Origin of the sequence: Flaviramulus sp. BrNp1-15, from assembly GCF_022259695.1 — a bacterium.
GTDB lineage: Bacteria > Bacteroidota > Bacteroidia > Flavobacteriales > Flavobacteriaceae > BrNp1-15.
On record NZ_CP092099.1, the window covers coordinates 1,396,045 to 1,421,568 of the forward strand.

At 29.9% G+C, this 25,524-nt stretch carries 31 protein-coding genes; 18 read left to right on the forward strand and 13 right to left on the reverse strand.

Annotation, left to right across the window (positions count from 1 at the left end):
• Positions 1-54: 54 nt before the first annotated feature.
• From MBM09_RS06290 to MBM09_RS06310, 5 genes are all read left to right on the forward strand, one after another.
• Complete coding sequence (locus MBM09_RS06290; protein ID WP_238675995.1) at positions 55-987, forward strand: peptidylprolyl isomerase; 933 nt, start codon at positions 55-57, stop codon at positions 985-987.
• Between the two features lie 110 nt (positions 988-1,097).
• The gene (locus MBM09_RS06295) at positions 1,098-1,802 is read left to right on the forward strand and encodes a lipopolysaccharide assembly protein LapB (protein WP_238675996.1); all 705 of its coding nucleotides are present in this window, start codon (positions 1,098-1,100) and stop codon (positions 1,800-1,802) included.
• A gap of 134 nt (positions 1,803-1,936) precedes the next feature.
• Positions 1,937-2,359, forward strand: a complete 423-nt coding sequence (locus tag MBM09_RS06300; RefSeq protein ID WP_238675997.1) for a hypothetical protein — start codon at positions 1,937-1,939, stop codon at positions 2,357-2,359.
• A 21-nt stretch (positions 2,360-2,380) separates the two neighbouring features.
• On the forward strand, positions 2,381-2,926 hold the full coding sequence (locus MBM09_RS06305; protein WP_238675998.1) for a YfiT family bacillithiol transferase: 546 nt from the start codon (positions 2,381-2,383) through the stop codon (positions 2,924-2,926).
• Positions 2,927-2,935: 9 nt separating this feature from the next.
• On the forward strand, positions 2,936-3,418 hold the full coding sequence (locus MBM09_RS06310) for a GNAT family N-acetyltransferase (protein ID WP_238675999.1): 483 nt from the start codon (positions 2,936-2,938) through the stop codon (positions 3,416-3,418).
• On the opposite strand, the gene MBM09_RS06315 is transcribed toward MBM09_RS06310, so the two are convergent.
• Entirely contained in the window at positions 3,419-3,976 is a 558-nt protein-coding gene (locus MBM09_RS06315; protein WP_238676000.1) for a thioredoxin family protein, read from the reverse strand.
• 47 nt (positions 3,977-4,023) lie between these two features.
• On the opposite strand from MBM09_RS06315, the gene MBM09_RS06320 reads away from it, so the two are divergent.
• From MBM09_RS06320 to MBM09_RS06330, 3 genes are read left to right on the forward strand one after another with little or no spacing between them, the layout of a single operon-like run.
• Positions 4,024-4,359 (forward strand): tRNA-binding protein, encoded by a 336-nt coding sequence (locus MBM09_RS06320; protein ID WP_238676001.1) that lies wholly within the window; start codon positions 4,024-4,026, stop codon positions 4,357-4,359.
• A gap of 3 nt (positions 4,360-4,362) precedes the next feature.
• Positions 4,363-5,271 (forward strand): bile acid:sodium symporter family protein, encoded by a 909-nt coding sequence (locus MBM09_RS06325; protein WP_238676002.1) that lies wholly within the window; start codon positions 4,363-4,365, stop codon positions 5,269-5,271.
• Positions 5,268-6,299 (forward strand): lysophospholipid acyltransferase family protein, encoded by a 1,032-nt coding sequence (locus MBM09_RS06330; protein WP_238676003.1) that lies wholly within the window; start codon positions 5,268-5,270, stop codon positions 6,297-6,299. The genes MBM09_RS06325 and MBM09_RS06330 overlap by 4 nt, the downstream gene beginning before the upstream one ends.
• A gap of 54 nt (positions 6,300-6,353) precedes the next feature.
• Here MBM09_RS06330 and MBM09_RS06335 read toward each other — a convergent pair whose 3' ends face one another.
• Both MBM09_RS06335 and MBM09_RS06340 read right to left on the reverse strand, forming a co-directional pair.
• Positions 6,354-6,737, reverse strand: a complete 384-nt coding sequence (locus MBM09_RS06335; RefSeq protein ID WP_238676004.1) for a PUR family DNA/RNA-binding protein — start codon at positions 6,735-6,737, stop codon at positions 6,354-6,356.
• A 161-nt stretch (positions 6,738-6,898) separates the two neighbouring features.
• A complete protein-coding gene (locus tag MBM09_RS06340; protein ID WP_238676005.1) occupies positions 6,899-8,656 on the reverse strand; it encodes an ABC transporter ATP-binding protein in 1,758 nt (585 codons plus the stop codon).
• A gap of 208 nt (positions 8,657-8,864) precedes the next feature.
• Here MBM09_RS06340 and nusB point away from each other — a divergent pair, with 208 nt between their 5' ends.
• The 4 genes from nusB (at position 8,865) to MBM09_RS06360 (ending at position 11,341) form a co-directional block, all read left to right on the forward strand.
• On the forward strand, positions 8,865-9,809 hold the full coding sequence (nusB, locus tag MBM09_RS06345) for a transcription antitermination factor NusB (protein ID WP_238676006.1): 945 nt from the start codon (positions 8,865-8,867) through the stop codon (positions 9,807-9,809).
• Between the two features lie 78 nt (positions 9,810-9,887).
• A complete protein-coding gene (locus tag MBM09_RS06350; protein ID WP_238676007.1) occupies positions 9,888-10,436 on the forward strand; it encodes a DUF1573 domain-containing protein in 549 nt (182 codons plus the stop codon).
• A gap of 11 nt (positions 10,437-10,447) precedes the next feature.
• Entirely contained in the window at positions 10,448-10,738 is a 291-nt protein-coding gene (gene yajC, locus MBM09_RS06355; RefSeq protein ID WP_238676008.1) for a preprotein translocase subunit YajC, read from the forward strand.
• 411 nt (positions 10,739-11,149) lie between these two features.
• Positions 11,150-11,341 carry a hypothetical protein gene (locus MBM09_RS06360; protein WP_238676009.1) on the forward strand — a complete coding sequence of 64 codons (192 nt, stop codon included), beginning with the start codon at positions 11,150-11,152 and terminating at the stop codon, positions 11,339-11,341.
• A gap of 21 nt (positions 11,342-11,362) precedes the next feature.
• Here the strand turns inward: MBM09_RS06360 and MBM09_RS06365 are convergent, their stop codons facing one another.
• The 4 genes from MBM09_RS06365 to MBM09_RS06380 form a co-directional block, all read right to left on the reverse strand.
• Positions 11,363-11,965, reverse strand: a complete 603-nt coding sequence (locus MBM09_RS06365; protein WP_238676010.1) for a YdeI family protein — start codon at positions 11,963-11,965, stop codon at positions 11,363-11,365.
• Positions 11,966-12,083: 118 nt separating this feature from the next.
• Positions 12,084-12,710 (reverse strand): tRNA (guanine-N1)-methyltransferase, encoded by a 627-nt coding sequence (locus MBM09_RS06370; RefSeq protein WP_238676011.1) that lies wholly within the window; start codon positions 12,708-12,710, stop codon positions 12,084-12,086.
• Positions 12,711-12,854: 144 nt separating this feature from the next.
• Complete coding sequence (locus MBM09_RS06375; RefSeq protein ID WP_238676012.1) at positions 12,855-14,303, reverse strand: glyceraldehyde-3-phosphate dehydrogenase; 1,449 nt, start codon at positions 14,301-14,303, stop codon at positions 12,855-12,857.
• Positions 14,304-14,443: 140 nt separating this feature from the next.
• Complete coding sequence (locus MBM09_RS06380; protein WP_238676013.1) at positions 14,444-15,856, reverse strand: trypsin-like peptidase domain-containing protein; 1,413 nt, start codon at positions 15,854-15,856, stop codon at positions 14,444-14,446.
• A gap of 227 nt (positions 15,857-16,083) precedes the next feature.
• Between MBM09_RS06380 and dapF the strand changes: the two genes are divergently transcribed.
• The 5 genes from dapF to MBM09_RS06405 all read left to right on the forward strand — a co-directional run bounded on the left by dapF (position 16,084) and on the right by MBM09_RS06405 (position 20,106).
• Positions 16,084-16,857 (forward strand): diaminopimelate epimerase, encoded by a 774-nt coding sequence (dapF, locus tag MBM09_RS06385; RefSeq protein WP_238676014.1) that lies wholly within the window; start codon positions 16,084-16,086, stop codon positions 16,855-16,857.
• Positions 16,854-17,378, forward strand: coding sequence for a GNAT family N-acetyltransferase (locus MBM09_RS06390; RefSeq protein WP_238676015.1), 525 nt, complete (start codon positions 16,854-16,856; stop codon positions 17,376-17,378). Before dapF ends, MBM09_RS06390 begins: the two co-directional genes overlap by 4 nt.
• On the forward strand, positions 17,379-18,422 hold the full coding sequence (gene mltG / locus MBM09_RS06395; RefSeq protein WP_238676016.1) for an endolytic transglycosylase MltG: 1,044 nt from the start codon (positions 17,379-17,381) through the stop codon (positions 18,420-18,422).
• Entirely contained in the window at positions 18,422-19,333 is a 912-nt protein-coding gene (locus MBM09_RS06400) for a DUF2279 domain-containing protein (protein WP_238676017.1), read from the forward strand. Before mltG ends, MBM09_RS06400 begins: the two co-directional genes overlap by 1 nt.
• Positions 19,334-19,443: 110 nt before the next feature.
• Positions 19,444-20,106 carry a peptidoglycan-binding protein LysM gene (locus tag MBM09_RS06405; RefSeq protein WP_238676018.1) on the forward strand — a complete coding sequence of 221 codons (663 nt, stop codon included), beginning with the start codon at positions 19,444-19,446 and terminating at the stop codon, positions 20,104-20,106.
• A 4-nt stretch (positions 20,107-20,110) separates the two neighbouring features.
• On the opposite strand, the gene MBM09_RS06410 is transcribed toward MBM09_RS06405, so the two are convergent.
• The 3 genes from MBM09_RS06410 to dnaA are packed head-to-tail and all read right to left on the reverse strand — an operon-like array spanning position 20,111 to position 22,719.
• On the reverse strand, positions 20,111-20,827 hold the full coding sequence (locus MBM09_RS06410; protein ID WP_238676019.1) for an SAM-dependent methyltransferase: 717 nt from the start codon (positions 20,825-20,827) through the stop codon (positions 20,111-20,113).
• Complete coding sequence (locus MBM09_RS06415; protein WP_238676020.1) at positions 20,827-21,279, reverse strand: low molecular weight protein-tyrosine-phosphatase; 453 nt, start codon at positions 21,277-21,279, stop codon at positions 20,827-20,829. The genes MBM09_RS06410 and MBM09_RS06415 overlap by 1 nt, the downstream gene beginning before the upstream one ends.
• A gap of 12 nt (positions 21,280-21,291) precedes the next feature.
• A complete protein-coding gene (gene dnaA, locus MBM09_RS06420; protein ID WP_238676021.1) occupies positions 21,292-22,719 on the reverse strand; it encodes a chromosomal replication initiator protein DnaA in 1,428 nt (475 codons plus the stop codon).
• A gap of 192 nt (positions 22,720-22,911) precedes the next feature.
• Here dnaA and MBM09_RS06425 point away from each other — a divergent pair, with 192 nt between their 5' ends.
• A complete protein-coding gene (locus MBM09_RS06425; RefSeq protein ID WP_238676022.1) occupies positions 22,912-23,310 on the forward strand; it encodes a thioesterase family protein in 399 nt (132 codons plus the stop codon).
• A gap of 1 nt (position 23,311) precedes the next feature.
• Here MBM09_RS06425 and MBM09_RS06430 read toward each other — a convergent pair whose 3' ends face one another.
• From MBM09_RS06430 to ribD, 3 genes are read right to left on the reverse strand one after another with little or no spacing between them, the layout of a single operon-like run.
• Positions 23,312-23,920, reverse strand: coding sequence for a YigZ family protein (locus tag MBM09_RS06430; protein WP_238676023.1), 609 nt, complete (start codon positions 23,918-23,920; stop codon positions 23,312-23,314).
• Positions 23,913-24,527, reverse strand: a complete 615-nt coding sequence (locus MBM09_RS06435) for an HAD family phosphatase (RefSeq protein WP_238676024.1) — start codon at positions 24,525-24,527, stop codon at positions 23,913-23,915. The genes MBM09_RS06430 and MBM09_RS06435 overlap by 8 nt, the downstream gene beginning before the upstream one ends.
• On the reverse strand, positions 24,520-25,524 hold the full coding sequence (gene ribD / locus MBM09_RS06440) for a bifunctional diaminohydroxyphosphoribosylaminopyrimidine deaminase/5-amino-6-(5-phosphoribosylamino)uracil reductase RibD (RefSeq protein WP_238676025.1): 1,005 nt from the start codon (positions 25,522-25,524) through the stop codon (positions 24,520-24,522). The genes MBM09_RS06435 and ribD overlap by 8 nt, the downstream gene beginning before the upstream one ends.

Consider the following 25,524-nt stretch of genomic DNA (forward strand, 5'->3'; position numbering starts at 1 on the left):
CTTCCGTCTTCAAGCTTCATTGCTTATCTTTGCACTTTCTTAAAAATTAGAACAATGCAAGACGGTTTATACGCAAAATTTAATACTACAAAAGGAGAAATTCTTGTTGCTTTAGAGTACAAAAAAACACCTGGAACGGTTGGTAACTTTGTAGCTTTAGCAGAAGGAAATTTAGAAAACAAAGTAAAACCACAAGGTACACCTTATTATAATGGTTTAAAATTTCACAGAGTTATTCCAGATTTTATGATTCAAGGTGGTTGTCCTCAAGGATCAGGTTCAGGAAATCCTGGTTACCAATTTGATGATGAATTTCACCCAGATTTAAAACACGATGGCCCGGGAGTTTTATCTATGGCAAATGCAGGTCCTGGAACAAATGGAAGTCAGTTTTTTATAACTCATATTGAAACAGCTTGGTTAGATAATAAGCACACTGTTTTTGGTAAAGTTGAACATGGTCAAGAAGTTGTAGATGCTATCGAGCAAGGTGATACGATTGAAAGTATAGAAATTTTACGTGTTGGTGCAGATGCAGAAGCTTATAATGCTGTTGAAGCTTTTAGAACTTTTGAAGGTTCAAGAGAAAAAAGATTAGCTGAAGCTAAAGCCGCTGCTGAAGCTGAGTTAGATAAACTAGCTGCTGGATTTAAAAAAACAGAAAGTGGTTTGCGTTACCAAATTATTCAAGAAGGTAATGGCGCAAAAGCAGAAAAGGGTAAAACAGTATCTGTGCATTACAAAGGACAATTGTCAGACGGAACTGTTTTTGATTCTTCATATAAACGTAACGCACCAATTGATTTTCCTTTAGGAATGGGACAAGTAATTTCTGGATGGGATGAAGGTATTCAATTATTAAAAATTGGAGATAAAGCACGTTTTGTTATACCTAGCCATTTAGGTTATGGAAGTAGAGGTGCAGGAGGTGTAATTCCACCAGATGCTACTTTAGTGTTTGATGTAGAGTTGATGGATGTAAAATAAGTACAGCATATCATACTTATATAAGTAACAAATTTTTAAAAAAATCGTCTCATTTATAATGAGACTTTTTTTTTTGCTCATATTTTTATCATAAAACTAATCAAACCAAAATGAAAACTAAAGCCATATTATTCTCTTTGTTTTTTATAGTGATTCTTTCAAGTTGTTCTAAAAATATAGATTATTCAGAAGAATATATAGAGCAAACATCTGGACGGTATTTATATAATCATGATGAGGTTATTGATGTATATTACAAAGACAAAACATTATTTTTAAAATGGAAAGGCGCAGAAAAAATTAAACCTGTTATTATAGATGATAGCATTTTTTTTGTACCAGATATGTACACGAAACTTCATTTTGTTCAGCATCCAAAAACAAAAAAAAGGTATTTGTCTAAAATTTCTAAAGAAGACGAAAATTTAATTAGTTATGATTATTTAAAAGTTAGTGATTCTTTTAAAACCCCAAGAATGTACCTTAAAAATAAAGAATACAAAAAAGCCTTAGCAGGGTATTTAGAAATTAAAAAACAAGATTCTACAAGTGTTTTAATTGAAGAGCGATTGGTAAATAGTATGGGGTATGATTTACTTCGTGAAAACAAAGCTGAAAGAGCAATAGAAGTATTTAAAATAAATGTTGCATTATATCCTGAAAGTAGTAATGTATATGATAGTTTAGCTGAAGCGTATTTGAAAAACGGTGATAGCTTACAAGCTTATATAAATTATAATAAATCTTATGAAATGAACAGTGATAATAAGCGAGCCAAAAAATATGTTGATACTTATTCTAAAAAGCATAACTAAAAGCATGTTTAATATTTCTTACAACCACTTCGATTGAAGTAGTTTTTTAACGCGAAAAATTAAACTCATCTTATTATTCATCTAGTTTAACGAAAATATTTTATGCATGCATAATAAAGAAATATTTTTGTGGCATGATTAGCATTAAAGAGACAGATTTGTATAGTGAAGTATTAAAAGAATTTAATTATTCTTTTGGTGATGTGTTTGTTTTTGAGGGGTTTGTCGTTTCAGAAATTAAACGTGGAAAAACTTTAAATTGGGATGACCATGCCAAATTAATAGTGAAAGATGTTACAACTTATCTAAATACAAATGGAGAAGATATTATCTACATAACTAACAGAATTCATTCTTATTCTGTAGTAGCTACAGATTGGTTAAAATTCTTTAAGCATAGTTATTCTTTAAAAGCTTATTGCGTAGTTTCAGAAAACAAAGGAGGCGTTTTAAATTTAATGATTGAAAAGCTATTCTTTAAAAACAAAATAAAGCATTTTGAAAACCTGTATGCTGCAGTAAATTATGTAAAAATAGGGTTGGTAGAAGTTGCTTGACAATTCTTTATATTTGTTCTTATGACAGGACAAGAGCTACAAAATTTAAAATATCCTATCGGGCAATTTAATTGTCCAACAAATATTTCAAAACAACATATTGAAAATTGGATTTCTATTTTAGAGGAATTTCCTAATAGATTAGAAAACCTAGTTAAAGATTTAACAGATAAACAACTTGACACACCTTACAGACCAGAAGGTTGGACTGTGAGACAGGTTGTTCATCATCTTTCAGATAGTCATCATCATAGTTATACACGTTTTAAATGGAGTTTAACTGAAGATAAACCCATTATAAAAGCTTATTTTGAGGAAAGGTGGGCAGAACTTATTGATGCTAAAACAGCTCCTATTAAAATGTCTTTACAGCATTTAAGAGCAATTCACACGAAGTTAACCTATTTACTTAAAACATTGAATGATGACGATTTAAACAAATGTTTCATTCATCCAGAAACTAATAGTGAAGTTCCTTTAAAAAAGAATATTGGCATTTATGCATGGCATAGCAACCATCATTATGTACATATCGAGAATTTATTGAAACGAGAAAATTGGTTATAGAATTTAACTATGATTAGGAAAGTACAACCTGAAGACGCACAAGAAATAGTTGATATTTATAACTATTATGTGAAGAATACCATAGTTACCTTTGATAATATTCCTTTTACAACAGAAGCTTTTAAAACTAAAATAGAAACTGTTTCTAAATCGTTTCCATTTATTGTTTTTGAAGAAAATAATAAAATTTTAGGTTATGCTTATGCCAATAAATGGAGAGAGAAACCAGCATATAAAAATACTGTTGAATCAACGGTTTATTTGCATTACGAAGCTCAAGGTAAACAAATTGGCACAAAGTTGTATGCTGAACTTTTAGCCCAATTAAAAAAAGAAAACTACCATGTTATTGTTGGTGGTTTAACTCTACCAAACGAAGCCAGTGTAAAACTGCATGAAAAATTTGGGTTTAAGCAAGTAGCACATTTTAAAGAAGTAGGCTATAAGTTCAATAAATGGTTAGATGTTGGCTTTTGGCAGTTGACTTTATAATTATTTCTTCCATTTAATATTGCAACCAATACTTGGTTTTTGTGATTCTAAATTTTCTTTGTTTTCAAGTAAACAATCCAGAGCATGTTTTAAATCTTTTCCGGTAACAGGAATTCCATTTCCGGGTCTGGAATCATCCAATTGTCCTCTGTATATCAAGTTTAAACTTTTATCAAACACGTACAAATCTGGTGTGCAAGCTGCATCGTAAACTTTGGCTATATCTTGTGTTTCGTCATATAAATACGGGAACGGATAGTTGTTTTCCTCAGCATGAATCATCATTTTATCAGGACCATCTTGTGGATAGTTTTCAACATCGTTACTAGAAATAGCAATAAAACCAATACCTTTTTCCGCGTAAGTGTTAGCAATAGTTACAAGTACTTTATTTATATGAATAACAAACGGGCAATGGTTGCATAAAAACATAATAACGGTGCCTTCATTACCTTTTCCTTCTTGAAGAGACAATTTTTTTTGAGATACAGTATCAAATAGATTAAAATCTGGTGCTTGTGTCCCCAAAGGAATCATGTTTGATGGAGTATTCGCCATAATTATAAGTTTTACTCAAAGTTCGTTATTATTTGTATTTTTAAAAAATGAATAAGACAATAACTTTTGAAGATTTCACTAAAGTTGATTTAAGAGTAGGTACTATTATTGAAGTTAACGATTTTCCAGAAGCACGAAAACCAGCATATCAACTAACCATTGATTTTGGTGATTTAGGAATAAAAAAATCTTCTGCTCAAATAACAACGCTATATAATAAAGAGGATTTATTGCATAGGCAAATTGTTGCTGTTATAAATTTTCCGAAAAAGCAAATTGCTAAATTTATGAGTGAATGTCTGGTTTTAGGTGCTGTTAATGGTAAAGATGTTATTTTACTAAACCCAGAACACAAAGTAAAAAATGGTAGCGTTGTCGCTTAAAATATGCAGGAGTTAGATCAAGTAAAAATACATTTTGACAGTAACGGATTATGGGTTTTAAACATAGCACTTGCAGTTGTTATGTTTGGAGTTGCTTTAGGTATAAAAGTTGACGATTTTAAGCAGTTACTTAAAACACCTAAATTACTGTTTGTTGGAATTTTTTCTCAGTTTATTTTGTTGCCTCTTTTAACGTTCCTTTTTGTAATTATTATTAAGCCACAGCCAAGTATTGCTTTAGGAATGATAATGGTTGCAGCTTGTCCTGGTGGAAATATCTCTAACTTTATGACGCATTTGGCAAAAGGAAATACTGCCTTATCAGTAAGTTTAACAGCATTTGCTACGCTAATAGCTATTTTTATGACACCTTTTAACTTTCAGTTTTACGGAAGTTTATATCAACCTACAGCTTTAATATTAAAAGATGTAGCATTAAATCCTTTTCAGTTAATAAAAATCGTGCTTTTAATTCTAGGTATTCCGCTGGTATTGGGGATGTTTTTTAGATATAAAAATGAGAAACTAGCTAGTAAATTATCAAAAATTTTAAAACCATTTTCAATAATAGTTTTTGCCTTAATTGTAATAATAGCCTTTTCAAATAATATTGATGTTTTTAATAATTATATTGACCATGTTTTGCTTTTAGGTATTTCGCATAACCTATTGGCTATCTTTTCAGGTTTTATGGTGGCAAAGTTATTTAGATTGTCATTTATAAATCAAAAAACATTAGCTATAGAAACGGGAATACAAAATTCTGGTTTAGGTTTATTGTTGATTTTTACATTTTTTAAGGGCATGGGTGGAATGGCTATTTTAGCAGCTTTTTGGGGAATTTGGCATATTCTATCTGGTTTAACAATGGCATTTTATTGGTCTGGTAAAACTTCAAAAAATAAGTATTGAAAAATATCTGGTTATACAGTGTACGTAGCTATTTAAAGCTTGGGATGTTTTTTTATTTTAAAAGAATAGATATCCATAGCATTGAAAATGTTCCAAAGAACAAGCCTGTTTTGTTTTTGGCTAATCACCAAAATGCATTGCTAGACGCCCTTATAATTGCAGTCTATAATAAACGTTTTTTATATTTCTTAACTCGTGCAGGAGTCTTTAAAAGCTCAATAGTTGGTAAGGTTTTAAAAAGTTTACAAATGCTACCTGTATATCGCATTAGAGATGGATGGAATAACTTATCAAACAACGGAGCCATTTTTAATACATGTGCCAAATTGTTTAGTAAAAATGAAACTGTGGTTATATTCCCTGAAGGAAATCATAATTTAAAACGTACGGTAAGACCATTAAGTAAAGGATTTACAAGAATTATTTTTGAAACTTTCGAGAAATACCCTGAAACAGATTTACAACTAATTCCTGTAGGTTTAAATTTTAAAAATGCAGAAAAATTTCCTGATAGTGTAGCGTTGTTTTATGGAAAACCATTGCAAGCAAAAGATTTTATTTTAGAAAACAAAAATGAATCTGTTTTAAAATTAAGAGAAAAAGTACATGAAGAAATATCAAAACTTACAACACATATTCCTTCTGAAAGTTATGAAGAAACACTAAAAAGACTTAATGATTTAAATGTTGATTTTTTAAAACCTAATAGCGTTAATAAAACTATATCTAGCAACTTTAAATTTCATGAAAACTTTAAGAAAAGCTCTTTCTCGGTTTTAAAACCATTTTTTAAAACTCTTTTAATACTGTTGCTAATAGTGCCATATGTTATATGGAAGCTTTTAGTGAAACCAAAAATTAAAGAAGTAGAATTTATATCTACTTTTAGATTTGCTATTTCAATAACTTTAGTTCCTGTTTGGGTTTTAATTATGATGTTTGTTTTAGTCTCAAGTTTCTCTTTGGCTATAGCTTCTACATACTTAGTACTAGTTTTATGTATAGCTTTAATTACAGTAAAAACATAAAAAAATCCGCTACATAAAATGTAACGGATTTTAATTTATATGGTTTGAAAATAATTATATATCATCAAAATCTATATCTGTAAAGTTTTCTGGACTTTTTAATTCAGGCTCAGTAACACTAGGCTCATTGTTATATTCTTTTTTAAAGTCTTTTTGGTGTCTTTCACTAATTACTTCATCACCTTTTTCTCTAATGATGTAATCAGTCATTTCAGCTAAAATTTCCTTGAATTCAGCAAAATCTTCTTTGTAAATGTATATTTTATGCTTTTTGTAGTGATACGAACCATCGTCATTTGTGAACTTTTTACTTTCAGTGATTGTTAAGTAATAATCATCAGCTTTAGTTGCTCTAACATCAAAAAAATAGGTACGTCTTCCTGCTCTTAATACTTTTGAAAAAATTTCCTCTTTCTCCATCATATCGTTATTATTCATGTTTTAATTGAAATTAATTTAAGACTCAATAAGTATCAAAAATCTAAAAAAAACAGTTACTAACCAACAAATAATGAAGTTTCTTTTTAAAATATTGTTTTTTAACATTTTTAATTCAAATGTTAAAAAAAGCATGTGATTTTAATTTGAGAACTTATAAATTATTTAGACTCGCTTTTGCTTAATTGTTTTAAATAAAGGTCTTTGTAGTAGCCATCTACATTTATAAGGGTATTGTGTGTGCCTTCTTGAATGATTTTTCCGTTGTCTAAAACAATTATTTTATCAGCATTTTTTGCAGATGATACTCTGTGACCAACTATAATTGAAGTTTTTCCTTTAGAGATTTTATTAAGACTTTTTAGTATTTTTTCTTCTGTTTCGGTGTCTACGGCAGATAAACAATCGTCAAATAACAATATTTTAGGAGATTTAATGATAGCTCTTGCAATTGATACACGTTGTTTTTGCCCACCAGAAAGTGTTATACCACGTTCTCCTAATTTCGTATCATACCCATTATTAAAATTCATGATATTTTTATGTACTTGTGCATTTTTAGCAGCCTCAATAACATCATCATGATTGGCATCTTGTTTACCAAATTTAATATTGTTTCTAATGGTGTCTGAAAACAAAAAGGCATCTTGTGGCACATAACCAATGCTTTCTCTTAAATCGGTTAAATTAAGTGCTTTAATATTTGTATTATTTATTATAATAGAACCTTTGTCAATATCATATAATCTTCCTATTAAATCTAAAATAGTTGATTTTCCAGAGCCTGTTTTACCTAAAATCGCTAAAGTTTCACCTTCTTTTACCTTAAAACTTACATTGTTTAAAGCCTGAATATTTGTGTCATCATAAGTAAAAGAAACATTTTTAAAAGCTATATCTCCAGTTATTTCTGTATGTGCATCAACAGTATTAATAATTTCTGGCTCAATTTTTAAAAACTCATTAATTCGTTTTTGAGATGCTTCAGCTTGCTGAATTATAGATGTTACCCATCCAACCGTTGCTACTGGCCATGTGAGCATATTTACATAAATAATAAACTCTGCAATAGTACCAATACTTTCAATTTCGCCATTTATATATTGCATACCACCAATGTAAATAACTAATAAATTACTTGTGCCAATAAGTAAAATCATCATAGGGAAAAACCAAGCCTGAACCTTTGTTAAACTTATTTGTTTTTCTTTGCTTTCTCCGGCAAGAGTTTTAAAATTAGCCGATGTTTGTGGCTCAATACCATAAGCTTTTATTACAGAAATACCACTAAAAGATTCTTGAGTAAAAGTAGATAGCTTAGATAAATATTCTTGCACAACTGTACTGCGTTTATGTATTTCTCTACTTAAATTATAGATAATTATGGATAGAATTGGTAAAGGTATTACAGTATACAAAGTTAATTTAGGCGATGCTTTAAGCATGTAAATAATTACAATTACAAAAAGTGTGATAGTATTTATACTATACATAATTGCAGGTCCAGCATACATACGCACTCTACCAACATCTTCTGTAATTCGGTTCATTAAATCGCCTGTTCTGTTCTTCTTATAAAAATTTAATGATAGTTTTTGGTACTGTTCGTAAACTTCATTTTTTAAATCAAACTCTATATATCTGGATACATTTATAATGGTTTGCCTCATAAAAAAAGTAAGAATACCTCCAATTATTGCGGCACCAATAATGTAAATGATAGCTTCAGAAAGTTCAGCTTTAAAAACGTCTTTAGTAATTGTGTCTTTTGTGTAATTTTCAATTACAACAAAAATTTTCTTTACATATCTTGGGGTAAAGAGTAGAAATAACCTAGCAGCAATGGTAATAATAACACCTATTAAAAGTTGCGTTTTGTATTTATAAAAGTACTTGTATAAGTGTCGTAATTCTTTCATTTACTCGAACAAAGATAGAAGGGCAAATATAAGGTATAAAAGATAATTAACTCTGTTAGATAAGTGTACTAATTGTTAAAAATAGCTTAAAGTATTTAGTAATAATAAAATGTATAATAAAGTGTGTTTTTTTAAATATAGTGTTATTTTTGCGGCACGAAAACCATGAATAGATGTTCATCTTTTTTAATTTAAGTTCTTTGTAATTATGCTAAACAGAAGACACATACGCGTTAAGGTAATGCAAACCATGTATGCCTTTAAAGGAAGTGAAAGTGATGATTTAAGTAAAGACCAGAAGTTTTTACTTTTTAGCATAGATAATATGTACAACTTGTACTTGTTATTAATCGCCTTGTTAATTGAAGTTCAAAAAAGAGCTGAAAAAGACTTACAAAAGAAACAGAAAAAACACCTTGCTACAAAAGAAGATAAAGATCCCAATAGAAAGTTTGTTAACAATCAGTTATTAAAGCTTTTAAAAGATAATCTTCAATTAAAAGATCAATTTAAAGCACATAAAATTAATTATTGGGAACTTGATAATGAGTATGTAGATATTATTTTTAAAGCCATTACTGCTAGTGATTTGTACAAAGAGTATATGAAAACTAGAGTGTCTGATTTTAAAGAAGATAAAGATTTTATCGTAGATGTTTTTAAAGACATCATTGCACCTAACGAAAAGCTGTACGAATATTTAGAAGACAAAAATTTAACTTGGTTAGACGATCTTCCAACGGTAAATACAACTATTTTAAAGTTATTACGAAAGGTTAAAGTAGCATCACCAGAAAGCTTTTTTACACCTAAATTGTATAAAGATGCAGAAGATAAACAGTTTGCAATAGATTTATTTAAGAAAACACTTTTAAACCGAACAGCAATAAATAAAGAGATAGAACAAAAAACTCAAAACTGGGATGCAGATCGTATCGCAAATGTAGATTATGCTTTATTACAAATGGCAATCTGTGAGCTTAAAAATTTCCCATCTATACCAGTAAAAGTAACAATCAATGAATATTTAGAAATATCAAAAGAATATTCTACACCAAAAAGTAGTATTTTTATAAATGGTATTTTGGACAAATTGGTTAAAGAATATGAAAATGCTGGAGAGTTAAAGAAAATTGGTCGCGGACTACTTTAATTTCTGTTAAGAAGAACACAAAAATTTTTAATCGTATAAATAATTACTATTTTTACAAACCAAATTAAAATAATTATCATGAAAAAAGTAATATTAGGATTAGGTGCTTTATGCTTAATCGCCTTTACTTCTTGTAAAGACAATGCTGCAAAAAAAATTGAAGAAAGTAATGTAACTGCAGCCGCAGCTAGAGATGCTAGTGCAACAAAATTTCCAGTAATTGAGTTTGATAAAAAAGAACATGATTTTGGTGAAATAGAGGCCAAAACCGCTGTTGAAACTACTTTTAATTACAAAAACGTAGGTGACGCACCTTTAGTTATTACAGATATTAAAAGTTCTTGTGGATGTACAGTACCACAAGATTGGAGTAGAGAACCATTAGCTCCTGGAGCAGAAGGAAAATTTACGGTTAAGTTTAACGGAAGTGGAACTAATAAAGTTTCTAAAACAGTAACTGTTACGGCAAACACAGAAAAAGGTTCTGAAATAGTAAAAATCACTGCATTTGTAAAGCCTGACCCAAATGCTAAAAAACCTACACCAACGTTAAATAACGGACCTGTAGTACAACAGCCTGTGAAGTCTAGTACTCAACCAGGTCACGAAGGACATAATCACGACTAAAAAATAGAAAAATGGGAGAAGGAATGGGTAGTTTACTACCATTTGTATTAATGTTTGTAGTAGTATATTTCTTTATGATAGCACCACAAATGAAACGTGCTAAAAAAGAAAAGAAATTTGCTGCCGAATTAAAAAAAGGTGATAAAGTTATTACAAAAAGCGGATTGCACGGTAAAATTTTAGAACTTAACGATAAAGATGGTAGTTGTATTTTAGAAACTATGTCTGGTAAAGTAAAATTTGAGCGTTCAGCTATTTCTATGGAAATGAGTACAAAACTTAATGCACCAGCTAAAAAATAGTAAATCAATAAAATAGTTTAAAAAAACTCCCATCGGGAGTTTTTTTGTTTATACATACATATGTTTTTGTGTTAACCTTAACATTAATTACTGTGAATTAGCAAGTTGTTTATGTAAATTTGTGCAATGCATATAGGATTACATGAAAAGCAGAATAGTAGAATATTCAACTTTAATTTTCTAGTTTTTAGAAATCAGTCTGATAAATTTATTCCTCCAACTTTCTAATATTTATTCCGGATTTTAATCCACTTTTCCCCTACAATTAATTTTAATTATAAGTTGCATTTTAGTGTTCAGCTAATACTAAACTATAATTTAAATTCATAATCATCTATTTGTTTTTTTTAAACTCTAGATGAAACAATCAATTAAGAAATCATTTCAGAAACAATTTTTAAAAATATAAACATGAAATTTATACACATAAAAAGAAAAACAAAATATGAGAAACGTTACTCTGTAAAAATGGGCGAGCTAACTACAAGAGTGACTTATATTAAAAAGTGCTTATTTGGTTTGCCTATACAAACAATACATAAATATAGAGAAACATATTATGGAGAAGTAAAAGATACTGAGGATTGTATATTATTTATCTAATATACGTTTATGCATTACCTATCAACAGTTTTTATATTTGTCATGTAAACCAACACCTTGTAAAATCATTGGTTTAATTTTTTCTAAACGTGATTGTTTTGTGGCTTCACGTTTTGCGGTGTCTATATACTCACAATATTCTCGTTGTTTACTTAGGGTTAAAAGTTTGAAGGCATCAAATAAACCTGAATTAGATTCTAATTCTTGTTTTAGTTCTAAAGGAATAATAACATCCTTTTTTGTGGTTTTTTTAGGTTTTATCTCTTTCCCTAGTTTTTGATTTTCAATAGCCTCTTTTATGTAAGCTAAAACAACGTTTTTATCAATTTGATTAATCGACTCAAAACGCATTTGTCTTAAAGCTTTTGTTTTGTTTTCTTGAGCATTTACAAGTAAATTGTGATTGTCTTTTAAAAACACACCATTAAAAAACCAAATACCAAAATGGTTTTTAAAAGCTCCTAAACCAATAACATTTTTACCGTTTAAATCGTAAACAGGCGAAGACCATTTTATAGATTCGTTAAGTTCGGTTGAATTTATGATATCTCTAAGTAACGTTAAGGCATCTGAAAAATTAGTTTGAGTTTCAATATATTCTTCAACAGAGGAAATTTTTTTCATGAGTTTATTTATTGACTTTTAAACGAAGTTATCTTTTTTTTGTAAAAAGTCAATCTAATTTTAATAAAAAAAACCTGTAATAATAAGTTACAGGTTTTAATCTTTATTTGAATATATATTAAGCTTTTTTCTGCTTATTAATTTCGTCTTGCAATTGACGCCTCACTTTTTGTTCACGTTCTAAAGCTGTTTTACGATGTTCGTCAAAAGCTTCTTCAATCTCTTCAAGAGCTTTTTTAGCATTACGTGTTACAGCATTACTGTTCTTAAACTTATAAATAAATAAAATAAGTAAGGCTAATAAGCCAGCTATTATAGTCCACATTAAGGCGTTATAACCAGTTTTACTCATTTGTGCACCAAAGAAAGACATACTGTTTTTTTCAGTATTCGTTTGGGTTAAATCGTTTTGTGTGTTTGAGAGATTTGCTTTTAAATCTGAAATTTCTTTTGCTTGAGCATTAACAATAGCTTTAGTATCTGCTAAATCTTTATGAACTGTTTTTAAAGAATCAATAGTGTGTGCTCTTAGCGTAAGTAACATGCTAAGTTTTACGGCTTCATACATTTGCCCGTTTGTGCCTCTAAAATTACCAGATTTCCTTAAAACATATTCAAATTGATTATCTATGGTTCCGCTGTCTAAAGATAATTGATCTTCTTCAGCAGGGGTAGTTTGAGAAAATGTTGTTAAGGTAAATAAGCAGGTAAATACTATGGAAATTACAGATTTTATAGGATTCATTTCTTTCGGATAGGTTTTAATAGTTGTAATTGGGTTACTAATTTATAAAATATTGTTTATTATATGGTTATAAATAATTAAAAAGCCTCATAAAACGAGGCTAGTTAATATACGACTGATATTTTATTTTAGATTTTTAAACCATTAATAATATGTATAACGTCTAACTTTTGCTATATGTTTTGCAAGTCTAATAACTTGATGGCTATAACCATATTCATTATCATACCATATGTAAAGCACAATGTTTTTTCCATCTTTTCTAACTATTGTAGCTTTGCTATCATAAATTGAAGGAGCAGAACTTCCTACAATATCACTAGATACTAATTCGTCACTCAACTCGTATTTTATTTGTTCGACTAAATCGCCTTCTAAAGCATACTTTTTTAAAATGGTATTAACCCCATTAAGAGATGTTTTATTTTTTAGTTCTAAATTTAAAATAGCCAAAGACCCATTAGGTACAGGAACACGAATAGCATTTGAAGTAAGTTTACCTTCTAAACTTGGTAAAGCTTTTGCAACAGCACTTCCAGCTCCGGTTTCAGTAATAACCATATTTAAACCTGCAGCTCTACCACGACGGTATTTATTATGGAAATTGTCAACTAAATTTTGATCGTTTGTGTAAGCATGAATAGTTTCTAGATGACCGCTTTTTACTCCAAAAGAATCTTCAATAGCTTTTAAAATAGGAGTAATAGCATTTGTTGTACATGAGGCTGCAGAAAAAATATCGTTTTTATCTGGATTATTTTCTTGATGATTTACACCGTGTACTATGTTGGGAATACCTTTACCTGGTGCAGTTAGTAAAACCTTATCTGCACCTTTAGCTTTTAAATGTCTTTTTAGAGCTTCATAATCTCTAAAGGAACCGGTATTGTCAATAATTAAAGCATTATTAATATTGAATTTTGTGTAATCTATATCTTCTGGAGCATTAGCAGAAATCATATTTACAGTAGTACCATTAATAATTAGAGCTTTGTTTTTTACATCTACAGAAACCGTACCCGGAAAATCACCATGAACAGAGTCATTACTTAATAAAGAAGCTCTTTTTTCAAGTATTCTTTCATCAATAGCACCACGAGTTACAATAGCTCTTAAGCGCAATTGACTGCCTTTTCCAGTACGTACCATAAGCTCGCGAGCTACTAAACGCCCAATTCTACCAAAACCATAAAGCACAACGTCTTTAGGCTCTATATTTCCATTTTTACTGGCATCTTTTAGTTTTGATACTACAAAAGCAGTAGCGTTATTGTGTTTGTTGTCTTCTAAATGATATTCATAAGTAAGTTTTCCAATGTCTAGTTTTGCGGGAGGAATATCAAGTGTTTTAATAGCTTTAGCTATTTCTACAGAATCAAAAATTGAAATTGGCTTTTGTACAAATTTACCAGCATATTCATGCAGATTTAAAATTTGACTAACATTTCTATCTATTAGTTGATTTCTGAAAAGCACTAATTCGATAGCTTTGTCGTACCAAAGATCGCTTACTATTTTAATAAATTCTACAGTTGCCTTTCTACGGTCTGCTTGAAAGGCTAATTCTTTTTCATAAGTTTTGTCAAAACTCATAGCTTAAATGGTTTAGTTTGTGTTGAAAATTTTCGCAAAAATACCATATTTCAAACGTTTTCGTAGCGTATTAAGGCAAAAAAATAACCCTTCAAAAAAAGATGTTTTTTTGAAGGGTTAAAAACTAAACTAAACTAAATTTATTTAAAATTATAACGTTCTTTTTCTCCATTAGAATTTATAAGTTCAATTCTTAAAGGTTCATAAGATGATCTATTTTTAACTGCTTCTTGTGCATCATCAACACTGTATATTTTTGTGTCGTTTATAGATGTAATTATGGCACCTTCTTTCACACCATTTTTAATCCAATAAGATTCGTATTGATCATTCAACTGAATTATTTTTACACCATTGGGAGCTTTCAGTTTTTTTAAATCTTCTTTTTTAGCATTTTTAACCATTCCAACTAAGGGTAAAGTAAATGTTTCGTTTCGGGTTAATGTTACAGAAATTGTTTTTAGTCTTCCGTCTTTTGAAACGGTAAGATTAACTATATCTCCCGCGCGTTTGGCACCTATTTGACCTGTTAAGTCTGCAAATTTTGAGACTTTAACTTTATCAATTTCTTTAATGATATCACCTTTTTCAATACCAGCTTTTTCTGCGCCAGAATCTTCTACAACACTATCTACATAAATACCTTCGGTGTCGTTTATTCCTAATTTTTCAGCAAAAGTGCTATTTAATGCGCCACCACTTATACCAAGAATACCGTTTTGCACATTACCATATTCCATGATGTCTTCAATAACGCGTCGTGCAATATTACTTGGTACTGCAAAAGAGTAACCAATGTAAGAACCTGTTTGCGATGAAATAGCTGTATTGATACCTACTAACTCACCATTTGTATTAACTAATGCACCGCCTGAATTTCCTGGATTTACGGCCGCATCAGTTTGTATAAAAGATTGCGTGTATTTACCCGAAGGGTCTAAATTTCTTGCTTTTGCACTAATAATACCTGCAGTTACTGTAGAAGTTAAGTTAAAAGGATTACCAACAGCTAATACCCATTCGCCAATTTTAGCATTATCAGAATCAGCAAAGGTTACAAATGGTAAATCTTCATCTGCATCAATTTTAAGAAGTGCAATATCTGTTTTTGGGTCTGTACCTACAATTTCTGCTTTATAAGTTTTGTTGTTATTTAAAGTAACTGACAATTCATCAGAATTATTAATAACGTGGTTATTTGTAATTATATAGCCATCTGCATTAATAATAACACCAGAACCAGTACCCATTTGAGCACGTTGCGGACTTCTGCCAAAGAATAAATCTTCAAAAGTCATTTGTCCAGAACTAATCGTTACATTTTTTACGTGTACAACAGCATTTACAGTATTTTCTGCAGCAATTGTGAAGTCTGTTAATTCTTTATTACTATTAAACAAATTATTAACATTGCTAGTAGGTAGAAATGTAGGATTAGCGTCTGTAGTAGACACTACAACAGGTTTGTCTTCTTCTAAAAAAAGTTTGTAGGTTCCTAAGGTAAAAATGCCACCTAATGCCGAAACCAATACTAATGTTAAAATCTTCTTCATAATTTTCGTTTAAGTTTTATTTATCAACGATTAAAATTAAATATTTATTGAATTGTAAATTCAACTTTAACGACTATTTAACAATCATTAAAACAGTTTCTAAAATTAATTCTTCAACAATTTTTGTTGAAGTTTCCTTTTAAATTGTCATTCCCGAGAAACGGGAATCTCAGTAAAGGAATATTGATTAAAATATTCCTTTACTATTTATATATTTGTGCTTTATTATGCCACAGACTTTTTATAAATATCAAGGAACAGGAAACGATTTTGTGATGATTGATAATCGTCATCAAACTTTCGACAAAAATAATACCAAACACATCGCCTTTTTATGTGACAGACGTTTTGGCATTGGAGCAGACGGACTTATTTTATTAGAAAACCACAAAGATTTAGACTTTAAAATGGTGTATTATAATGCCGATGGAAATGAAAGTTCGATGTGTGGAAATGGTGGCAGATGTTTAGTCGCTTTTGCAAAATATTTGGGTGTTATAAAAGATAAAGCGGTTTTTGAAGCTATTGATGGTGTTCACCATGCTACAATAGATAAGGATATTGTAAAACTTCAAATGCAAGATGTAGATGTTATTGAAAAACATAAAAACCATGTGTTTTTAAATACAGGCTCTCCACATCATGTACAGTTTGAAAATGCTATTAATGATTTTGATATTAAAACCAAAGGCGCTTCTATAAGATATGGAGAACCTTATAACGAAGCCGGTAGTAATGTTAATTTTGTACAAAAAATAGCAAATGATATATTTAGAGTAAGAACATACGAACGTGGAGTGGAAGATGAAACACTATCTTGTGGTACAGGAGTAACGGCAGTTGCTTTGGCAATGCATTATATAGGAGAAACAGAAAAGAATCTTATAAAGTTAAATGTTGAAGGTGGAAAACTTCAAGTTTCTTTTGAGGTTGATAATGGTACATACAAAAATGTATGGCTTATTGGTCCTGCTAATTATGTTTTTAAAGGTGTTATATGATTACTTTAAAAGGAGAACATATATATCTGCGTGCTTTAGAACCAGAAGATTTAGAGTTTATTCACACTATTGAGAATGACGAAACTATTTGGGAAATTAGTAATACGCAAACACCTTATTCTAAGTATTTAATTAAACAGTATTTAGAGCATGCCCACAAAGATATTTTTGAAGTAAAACAATTACGATTAGTTATTTCAAGTTATGATGATGTAGCTATAGGAATGATAGATTTGTTTGATTTTGATTTTAAAAACGGTAGAGCAGGAGTGGGAATTCTAGTTAAAGAACCAAATGACAGATTAAAAGGTTATGGTAGTGAAGCACTAAAATTATTGATTGACTATAGTTTTACTCATTTAGGCATACATCAATTGTATTGTAATATCTCGGAAGAAAATGAAGCTAGTATTAAGCTTTTTTCAAATCATGGGTTTAAAAATGTAGGACTTAAAAAAGATTGGAACAAGGTAAATGGTTCTTATAGAAACGAATATTTTTTTCAGCTAATAAAAAATTAAATGTATATAAAAAAGATACTCTTAGGAATTGCTATAATAGGTTTAATAGTCGCAGCTTTTTTTGCCAATTTTGTTTATAAAGCTATGATGAGACCCAATACAGCTTTTAATAATGAAGAAGCTTATGTTTTTATTCCGTCTATTGCTACTTATGAAGAAGTTAGAGGGCAATTAGAGCCTTTGTTAGATGATATCGATTCTTTTGACAATTTAGCAGAAAGGAAAAAATACACTACTAATATTAAAGCAGGGCGTTTTAAGATTACAAAAGGAATGAGTAATAATGATATTATAAACTCAATACGAAGTAAAAACTTGCCTATTAAATTGTCTTTTAATAATCAGGAAACGTTAGAAAAGTTAGCAGGAAGAGTTTCTAATCAAATAGAAGCAGATAGTGTTTCGCTTTTAAATGCTATGAAAGATGCTACTTTTTTAACTGAAAACGGGTTTAAAGAAGCCACAGCACTTGGTATGTATTTACCAAACAGCTATGAGTTTTTCTGGAACACATCAGCAGAAAGGTTTAGAGATAGGATGTTAAAGGAATATAACCGCTTTTGGACCGATGTAAGAACACAAAAAGCAAATAACATAGGTTTAACACAAGACCAAGTTATTGCATTGGCATCAATTGTTTATGAAGAATCTAAACAAGCAAGTGAACAACCTAGAATTGCCGGTGTTTACATGAATAGATTAAGAATAGGTATGCCACTTCAAGCAGATCCAACTTTAAAATTTGCTGCATACCAACTTCCTAAGTATAAAAATACTGTTATTAAACGTGTCTTAAATGTTCACAAAGACATAGAATCTCCTTATAATACCTATAAAAATAGAGGATTACCACCAGGGCTCATTGCAATGCCAGATATTTCTGCTATTGATGCAGTTTTAAATTATGAAAAACATCAGTATTTGTATTTTGCTGCTGATGCTAAACGTTTAGGATATCATAAATTTGCTAAAACATTGAGTCAACATAATGTAAACGCAAGAGAATATCAGCGTTATTTATCGTCTCAAGGTATTAATAGGTAGTGAAAAGGGTATTCGTAAAACATATCATTTTTCTCCTTTTATTTCCTTTTATTTCTTTTTCGCAATCAACTCTAAATCAATTTTTAACTCCAAGTGATACGTTAAATAAACCAAGGCTTAATACTGTAATAATTTCTGAAGCTGCAATATCGGGTTTAACCCTGTTGGGTTTAAATGAACTTTGGTATAAAGATTTTGAGCGTTCTAAATTTCACACACTAAATGATAATGAAGAGTGGCTTCAAATGGATAAGTTTGGGCATGTATTTACATCTTACCAAATGGGTAAACATGGCGCACAGTTATTAAATTGGAGTGGAGTTAGTAAAAAAGATCAATTGCTATATGGAGCCACTTTAGGTTTTACTTTTTTAACAGCTGTTGAGGTGTTAGATGGTTACTCTAAAGAATGGGGTTTTTCATGGGGAGATATGTTAGCAAACGGAGCAGGAACAGGATTGTATATTGGTCAAGAATTACTCTGGAATGAGCAGCGAATTGCCTTAAAGTACTCTTTTCATCATACAAATTATGCTTCTCAACGTCCAGATAAGCTTGGAGAAACGTATCTAGAGCAAATTTTGAAAGATTATAATGGGCAAACTTATTGGTTAAGTTTTAATTTACATTCATTTTTTAAAAGTAGTAAAATACCCAAATGGTTAAATATTGCTGTTGGTTATGGAGCTGAAGGTATGTTGTCTGGAGTGAAAGATATTGACAATCAAGTGTTAACAAGTAATTCGAGGTACAGGCAATACTATTTAAGTTTTGATGTAAATTTGAATGCTATTAGGACAAATTCAAAATTATTGAGGTCAATTTTCGATGTTTTTAATATGATAAAAATACCATTCCCAACTTTAGAATTTAATAAAAATGGGGGTGTATTTCATCTATTCTACAACTAAAAAATACACATAAACGATTAATTTTGATAGTATTAAAAAAATTCCTAATTTTGCACGCTCAAATTTCAAGGCATATTTTATATTAAAATAGGCTGAAAAAATTTAAAACTATGGTAAGAAATATTGCAAGTTATATTACAATAGCACTTACAATATGTATACTGATACATATTTCGTTTCAGTCAAATGAAACAATTGATTTAACTAAGTACTCAACAAAAGGCTTAGATTTAAGTTACACAGTGAGCGATGATGCAAATGAAAGTGATAAGCTTTTAGCATCAAATAGCACTTCAGACTATGAGTTTTCACCTTATTTAGGAAAATCTTTTGTAGGATTTAAAGAAGCTTTAGCTTTCAAAGAATCTGGAGGAAATTATTTTTCTGTGAATACTTATGGGTATTTGGGGAAATATCAATTTGGAGCAGAAACTTTAAAAATGATTGGTATTAAAAATCCAGCTCAATTTTTAAAGAATCCAAGACTTCAAGAAAAAGCATTCTTAGCAAATACTGCACGTAATAAATGGATTTTAAGACGGGATATCAAGAATTTTGTAGGAAAACGAATTAATGGTATTATAGTTACAGAGTCTGGGATTTTAGCTGCAGCTCATTTGGGAGGTCCTGGTAGTGTTAAAAAGTACTTAAGAAGTTATGGTTTAGATAATTTTGCTGATGGTTATGGTACTACAGTGCATCATTATATGAAAAGATTTTCTGGATATGATACATCTTTTATTAAACCAAATAAATTAGCAAAAGCTATTTAGTAAACTAGCTTTTATGAATAATAAATATGGTAGGTCTTTTATGTAGGTCTACCATATTTTTTTTCCACTCATTTGCGGTTTTTGTTTTAATGAACTCTGTAGGAAGCGTGATATCGCAAGCAACATAAACATCTGTATTTTTGTCAAGAATTTGCGATAAATCTTCTAACATTTTATTGTTTCTATAAGGTGTTTCAATGAATGATTGTGACTGATTATGCTCAAAAGATAAACGTTCGAGACGCTTAATTTCATTTTTTCGCTCACTTTTATCAATAGGTAAGTAGCCATTAAAAGCAAAACTTTGTCCGTTCATTCCAGAACTCATTATGGCAAGTAAAATGGAAGAAGGGCCAACTAAAGGCACAACTTTTATGTTTTTTTGATGAGCAATTTTTACAATATCTGCTCCTGGATCTGCAACACCAGGGCAACCAGCTTCAGATAACAATCCAACATCAATACCATTTAAACAAGGTTCTAAAAAACTTGGTAAATCACTTGCGTCAGTATGTTTATTAAGTAAAAATAATTTTAGTGAAGGTTGCGATTTTTCTGGACTAATTCTTTTTATAAATCGTCTTGCAGTTTTTTCGTTTTCAACAATAAAAGTATCTGTTTTCTCAATAGTTTGTTTTACGGTAATAGGTAAAACATCTAATGGCTCACTATCGCCTAGAGTGGTAGGTATTAAATATAGTTTTCCAATTTTAGAATTCATCACTTTAACTTTTCTGCAATAATATCACAAGCTTCATCAAGCATTTTGTAAACATTTTCAAAACCTTCGTCTCCACCGTAATATGGATCTGGGACATCATAATTTTGATTGTTGTAAATTTCATTTAAAATAAGCTTAACCTTGGCAATATCGTCATCATTTCTTGCAAGTTTAATAACATTTTTAAAATTTGATTCATCCATAACATAAATCATATCAAACTCATCAAAATCTGAAATATTGAATTGACGACCTCTAAGATTTGTAATGTCTAACCCATATTTTCTGGCAACAGCAACAGATCTTTTGTCTGGTGAGTTTCCAACATGGTAATTGGCAGTTCCTGCTGAATCAATAAAAAAATAATCTTCTGGGAGTTTAGATTTTAAAATACCTTCGGCAAGTGGAGAACGACAAATGTTTCCCAAACATACCATTAGAATTTTAGTCATTTTAAGTGATTTTTAAACTGAAAGCTTTTTTGTAATGTCTTCAACATATTTTCTGAATTGTTTATCAGTTGAAGATAAATTGTCTACTGTTTTACAAGCATGTAAAACTGTGGCATGATCACGCTTTCCTATTTGAGAGCCAATACTTGCTAATGATGCTTTAGTGAATTTTTTAGCAAAAAACATAGCTAATTGTCTAGCTTGAACAATATGGCGTTTTCTAGTTTTAGATTGTAAAGTGTCAATATCCATTTGGAAATAATCTGAAACTACTTTTTGAATGTAATCTATAGAAACTTCTCTTTTGGTGTTTTTTACAAACTTTTCAACTATAATTCTAGCTAAATCAATAGTAATCTCTTTTTTATTGAAAGACGATTGAGCAATTAACGAAATGATAGCGCCTTCAAGCTCTCTAACATTAGTTTTAATATTTTTTGCAACGTATTCTATAATATCTTCTGGCATTTCAACACCATCACGATATAATTTGTTTTTTAAGATAGAAACTCTGGTTTCAAAATCTGGATTCTGTAGTTCTGCAGATAATCCCCATTTGAAACGAGAAAGTAAACGTTGTTCAATATCTTGCATGTCTACAGGAGCTTTATCACTGGTTAAAACTACCTGTTTTCCATTTTGGTGTAAATGATTGAATATGTGGAAGAAAACATCTTGTGTTCCTGTTTTTCCTGATAGGAATTGAACATCGTCAATAATTAATACATCAATAATTTGATAAAAATGAATGAAATCATTTCTATTATTTTTCTTAACAGCATCTATATATTGTTGCGTAAATTTTTCTGCAGAAATATATAAAACCGTTTTTTCTGGATATTTATCTTTAATATCAACACCAATAGCATGTGCTAAATGTGTTTTTCCTAAACCTACACCTCCAAAAATTAATAAAGGGTTAAATGAAGTACCGCCAGGTTTTGCAGCAACTGCTAATCCGGCACTACGTGCTAATCTGTTAGAATCACCTTCAAGGAAATTTTCGAAACTGTAATTAGGGTTAAGTTGAGATTCTATCTTAACATTTCTAATTCCAGGAATTACGAATGGATTTCTTAATTCTGGACTCTTATTATTTAATGGAACATCAACGTCTTGAGATTTTAAAGCGCCTCTGTTAGAACTCGGGATTTTTTCTGTAAAAGGTTGTTTGTTGCCATACGTGTTTTCCATTTTGATAATGTAAACAAGTTTGGCTTTTTCTCCTAACTCTTTAGTTAATGATACTTTTAAGATTTTCACATAATGTTCTTCAAGCCATTCGTAAAAGAATTTACTAGGTACTTGAATGCTTAATGCGTTATCGGTAAGTTTAACTGCAACTATGGGTTCAAACCAAGTTTTATATGCTTGCGGTTGAATATTATCCTTTATGAATTCTAGACAATTATTCCATACCGATTGCGCAGTTACACTCATTTTTTAATTTTACAGGTTTTAGTTAGTTATTAGAATTTGTATGAAAATTGACTTTTCATATCCCCCTTTTATAGTGAGGCAAATATGTGAACAAAATTCTTAAAAAAAAAATGAATTACTATTGAATTTTCAGAATTTTTTTCTCATGTTTAGCCGTCCGTCGAAACTACAAAAAAATATTTAAACTTTCCAATGAAAATCGATGAAATACAAATAAGAGTGAGATATGGTGAAACTGACCAGATGGGAGTGGTATATCATGGGAATTACGCATTATATCTTGAAATGGGGCGGGTTGAGTGGTTAAGAAAACTCGGAATTTCTTACAAATGGATGGAAGAAAACGGAATTATGTTACCTGTAGTTTCTTTAAATATAAACTATAAAAAATCAGCGGGTTATGATGATGTAATTAATGTAAAAACTCAACTTAAAAAAGAGCCAACTGTTAAGATTGAATTTGATTATGAAATTACAAATGAATCTGGTGAAATTTTAACAACAGCAAGTACAACGTTGGTCTTTATAGATATGAAAACTAATAAACCAATCATGGCGCCAGATTATATTTTAAAACTCCTTAAAGATTAAATTATACTTCTTTAATGTTAATCTCAAAAAGATTTTCAAATATTTCAAAAATAGAATTTGCATCTTTTTTTCTAACAGAAATGGTAATCTGACAATCCATTTCTAATTTTTGATTGATAATATTTAATTTTTTCTCCTTTATAATACGCATTACCGTATTCATGTTTTTATAATCAAAATGAATTAGAAAATCAATATTTATAGTTTTTTCAACAATATCTGCTTGTTCAAGTATCATTTGTGCAGCAGTTTTGTAAGCATTAATCAATCCGCTAACACCTAGTTTAGTACCACCAAAATAGCGAACTACTACAATTAAAATATTTGTAACCTCAAAAGATTGAATTTGTCCATAAATAGGCAAACCTGCAGAATTATTTGGTTCGCCATCATCGTTAGCTCGATAGGTTATGTTTTCTGTTCCTAATTGGTAAGCATAACACCAATGTCTAGCAGAATGATGCTCTTTTTTTAGTAAATCTATATTTTGTTTTACTTCTTCTTCGTTTAAAACAGGAAATGCATAACCAAAAAATTTACTGTTTCTATCTTTAAATAAAACAGGTTCAGGAGCAAGTTCAATAGTTTTGTATGTGTCTTTTTCAGTCAAATAAACCGCTGTTTGTTTTAAAAAGGTTTATAATATCATCTTCAAACGGTTTTATATGCCAAGTTTTAATTTTTAAATCTTTAGCAGAAATTATATTGTCTTTATTATCATCAATAAATAAACATTCACTTGCTTCTAAGTTGTTTTCATTTAAAACAAATTCGAAAATATCTGCACTGGGTTTCGATAGATTAATTTCATGAGATAAATAAAATGCATCAAAACAGTTTTTAAAATCATTATAAAATGGCACGTTTTTTTTAATCCAATTTATATGAAGTTCATTAGTGTTACTTAAAAGGATGAGTTTATATTTTTTTTCTTTTTTAAGATTTTGAAGAAATTCTAAACGGTATTTTGGGAAATCTTTCAACATATAGTTCCAAATATCAACTAATTGGTCTTTTGAAATATGTGGAAAGTTATCAGAAAAAAACTCTAGAAACTCATTGGTAGAAATCAACCCTTGCTCGTAAAAGCTATTAAAACCTAACATTTCTTCTGATAAATCTTCAATATCAAACTGTTTTAAGGCATGGTTTTTAGCGCCTTCAATATCTAGGTTTATAAATACGTTGCCAAAATCGAAAATTAAGGTTTTAATCATTCGTAAAGATTTTAAGAATATCTGTTTCTATGTGTGTTTCAGAAATTAAATTTCCAGAAAAATGAGGTGCTTTTACGCCTTCTTTAAATTGAATATTTCCAGTAAAAACTCTGGCTTCATCCCAAATATTTTCATCAATAAACGTTTGAAGTGTTCTGAGTCCACCTTCAATAATCACAGAATTTATATCAATCTTATATAGTGTTTCACATATTTGAGAGGCTAAACCTTTTGAGAAAACTATATTCTTTTCTGAAATTATAATGGTTTCTGCTTCATTGTTAAAAACATTGAAGTCTTTTGAAAGCTTTTCAGTTTTATCTATTACAATTCTGGTTGGGTTTTGTCCTGTCCAATTTCTAACTGTTAAGGTAGGATTGTCTTGTAGAACTGTGTTTGTGCCTACTAATATAGCTTGTTCTTCAGCGCGCCATTTATGTACTAATTGTTGTGAAATAGTATTAGTAATCCAAACAGGCTTCTTTTCTTTTTTTGTTCTTGGAGCAATAAATCCATCGGTAGTTTCTGCCCATTTTAAGATAATATATGGTCGTTTTTTATTGTGGAATGTAAAAAAGCGCTTATGATGCTGTTTGCATTTATCTTCCAAAATACCAACTGTAACATTGCAACCAGCTTTAATAAGTTTTTCTATACCTTTTCCTGAAACTTTACTGTGGGTATCAATTGTTCCAATTACAACATTGGGAATTTTATGTTCTATTATTAAATCGCTACAAGGTGGTGTTTTGCCAAAGTGTGAACAAGGTTCTAGAGTAACATATAATGTAGCTTCTTTTAATAAATCTTTGTTTTTTACTGAGTTTATTGCGTTAACTTCTGCATGATTGCTGCCGTAAGCGCTTGTGTAGCCTTCTCCAATAATTTTATCTTCAAGAACAATTACACTCCCAACCATAGGGTTTGGTCTGGTGGCTCCCAATCCGTTTTTGGCAATTTCAATGCATCGTTTTATATATTTTTCATGTATATTCAC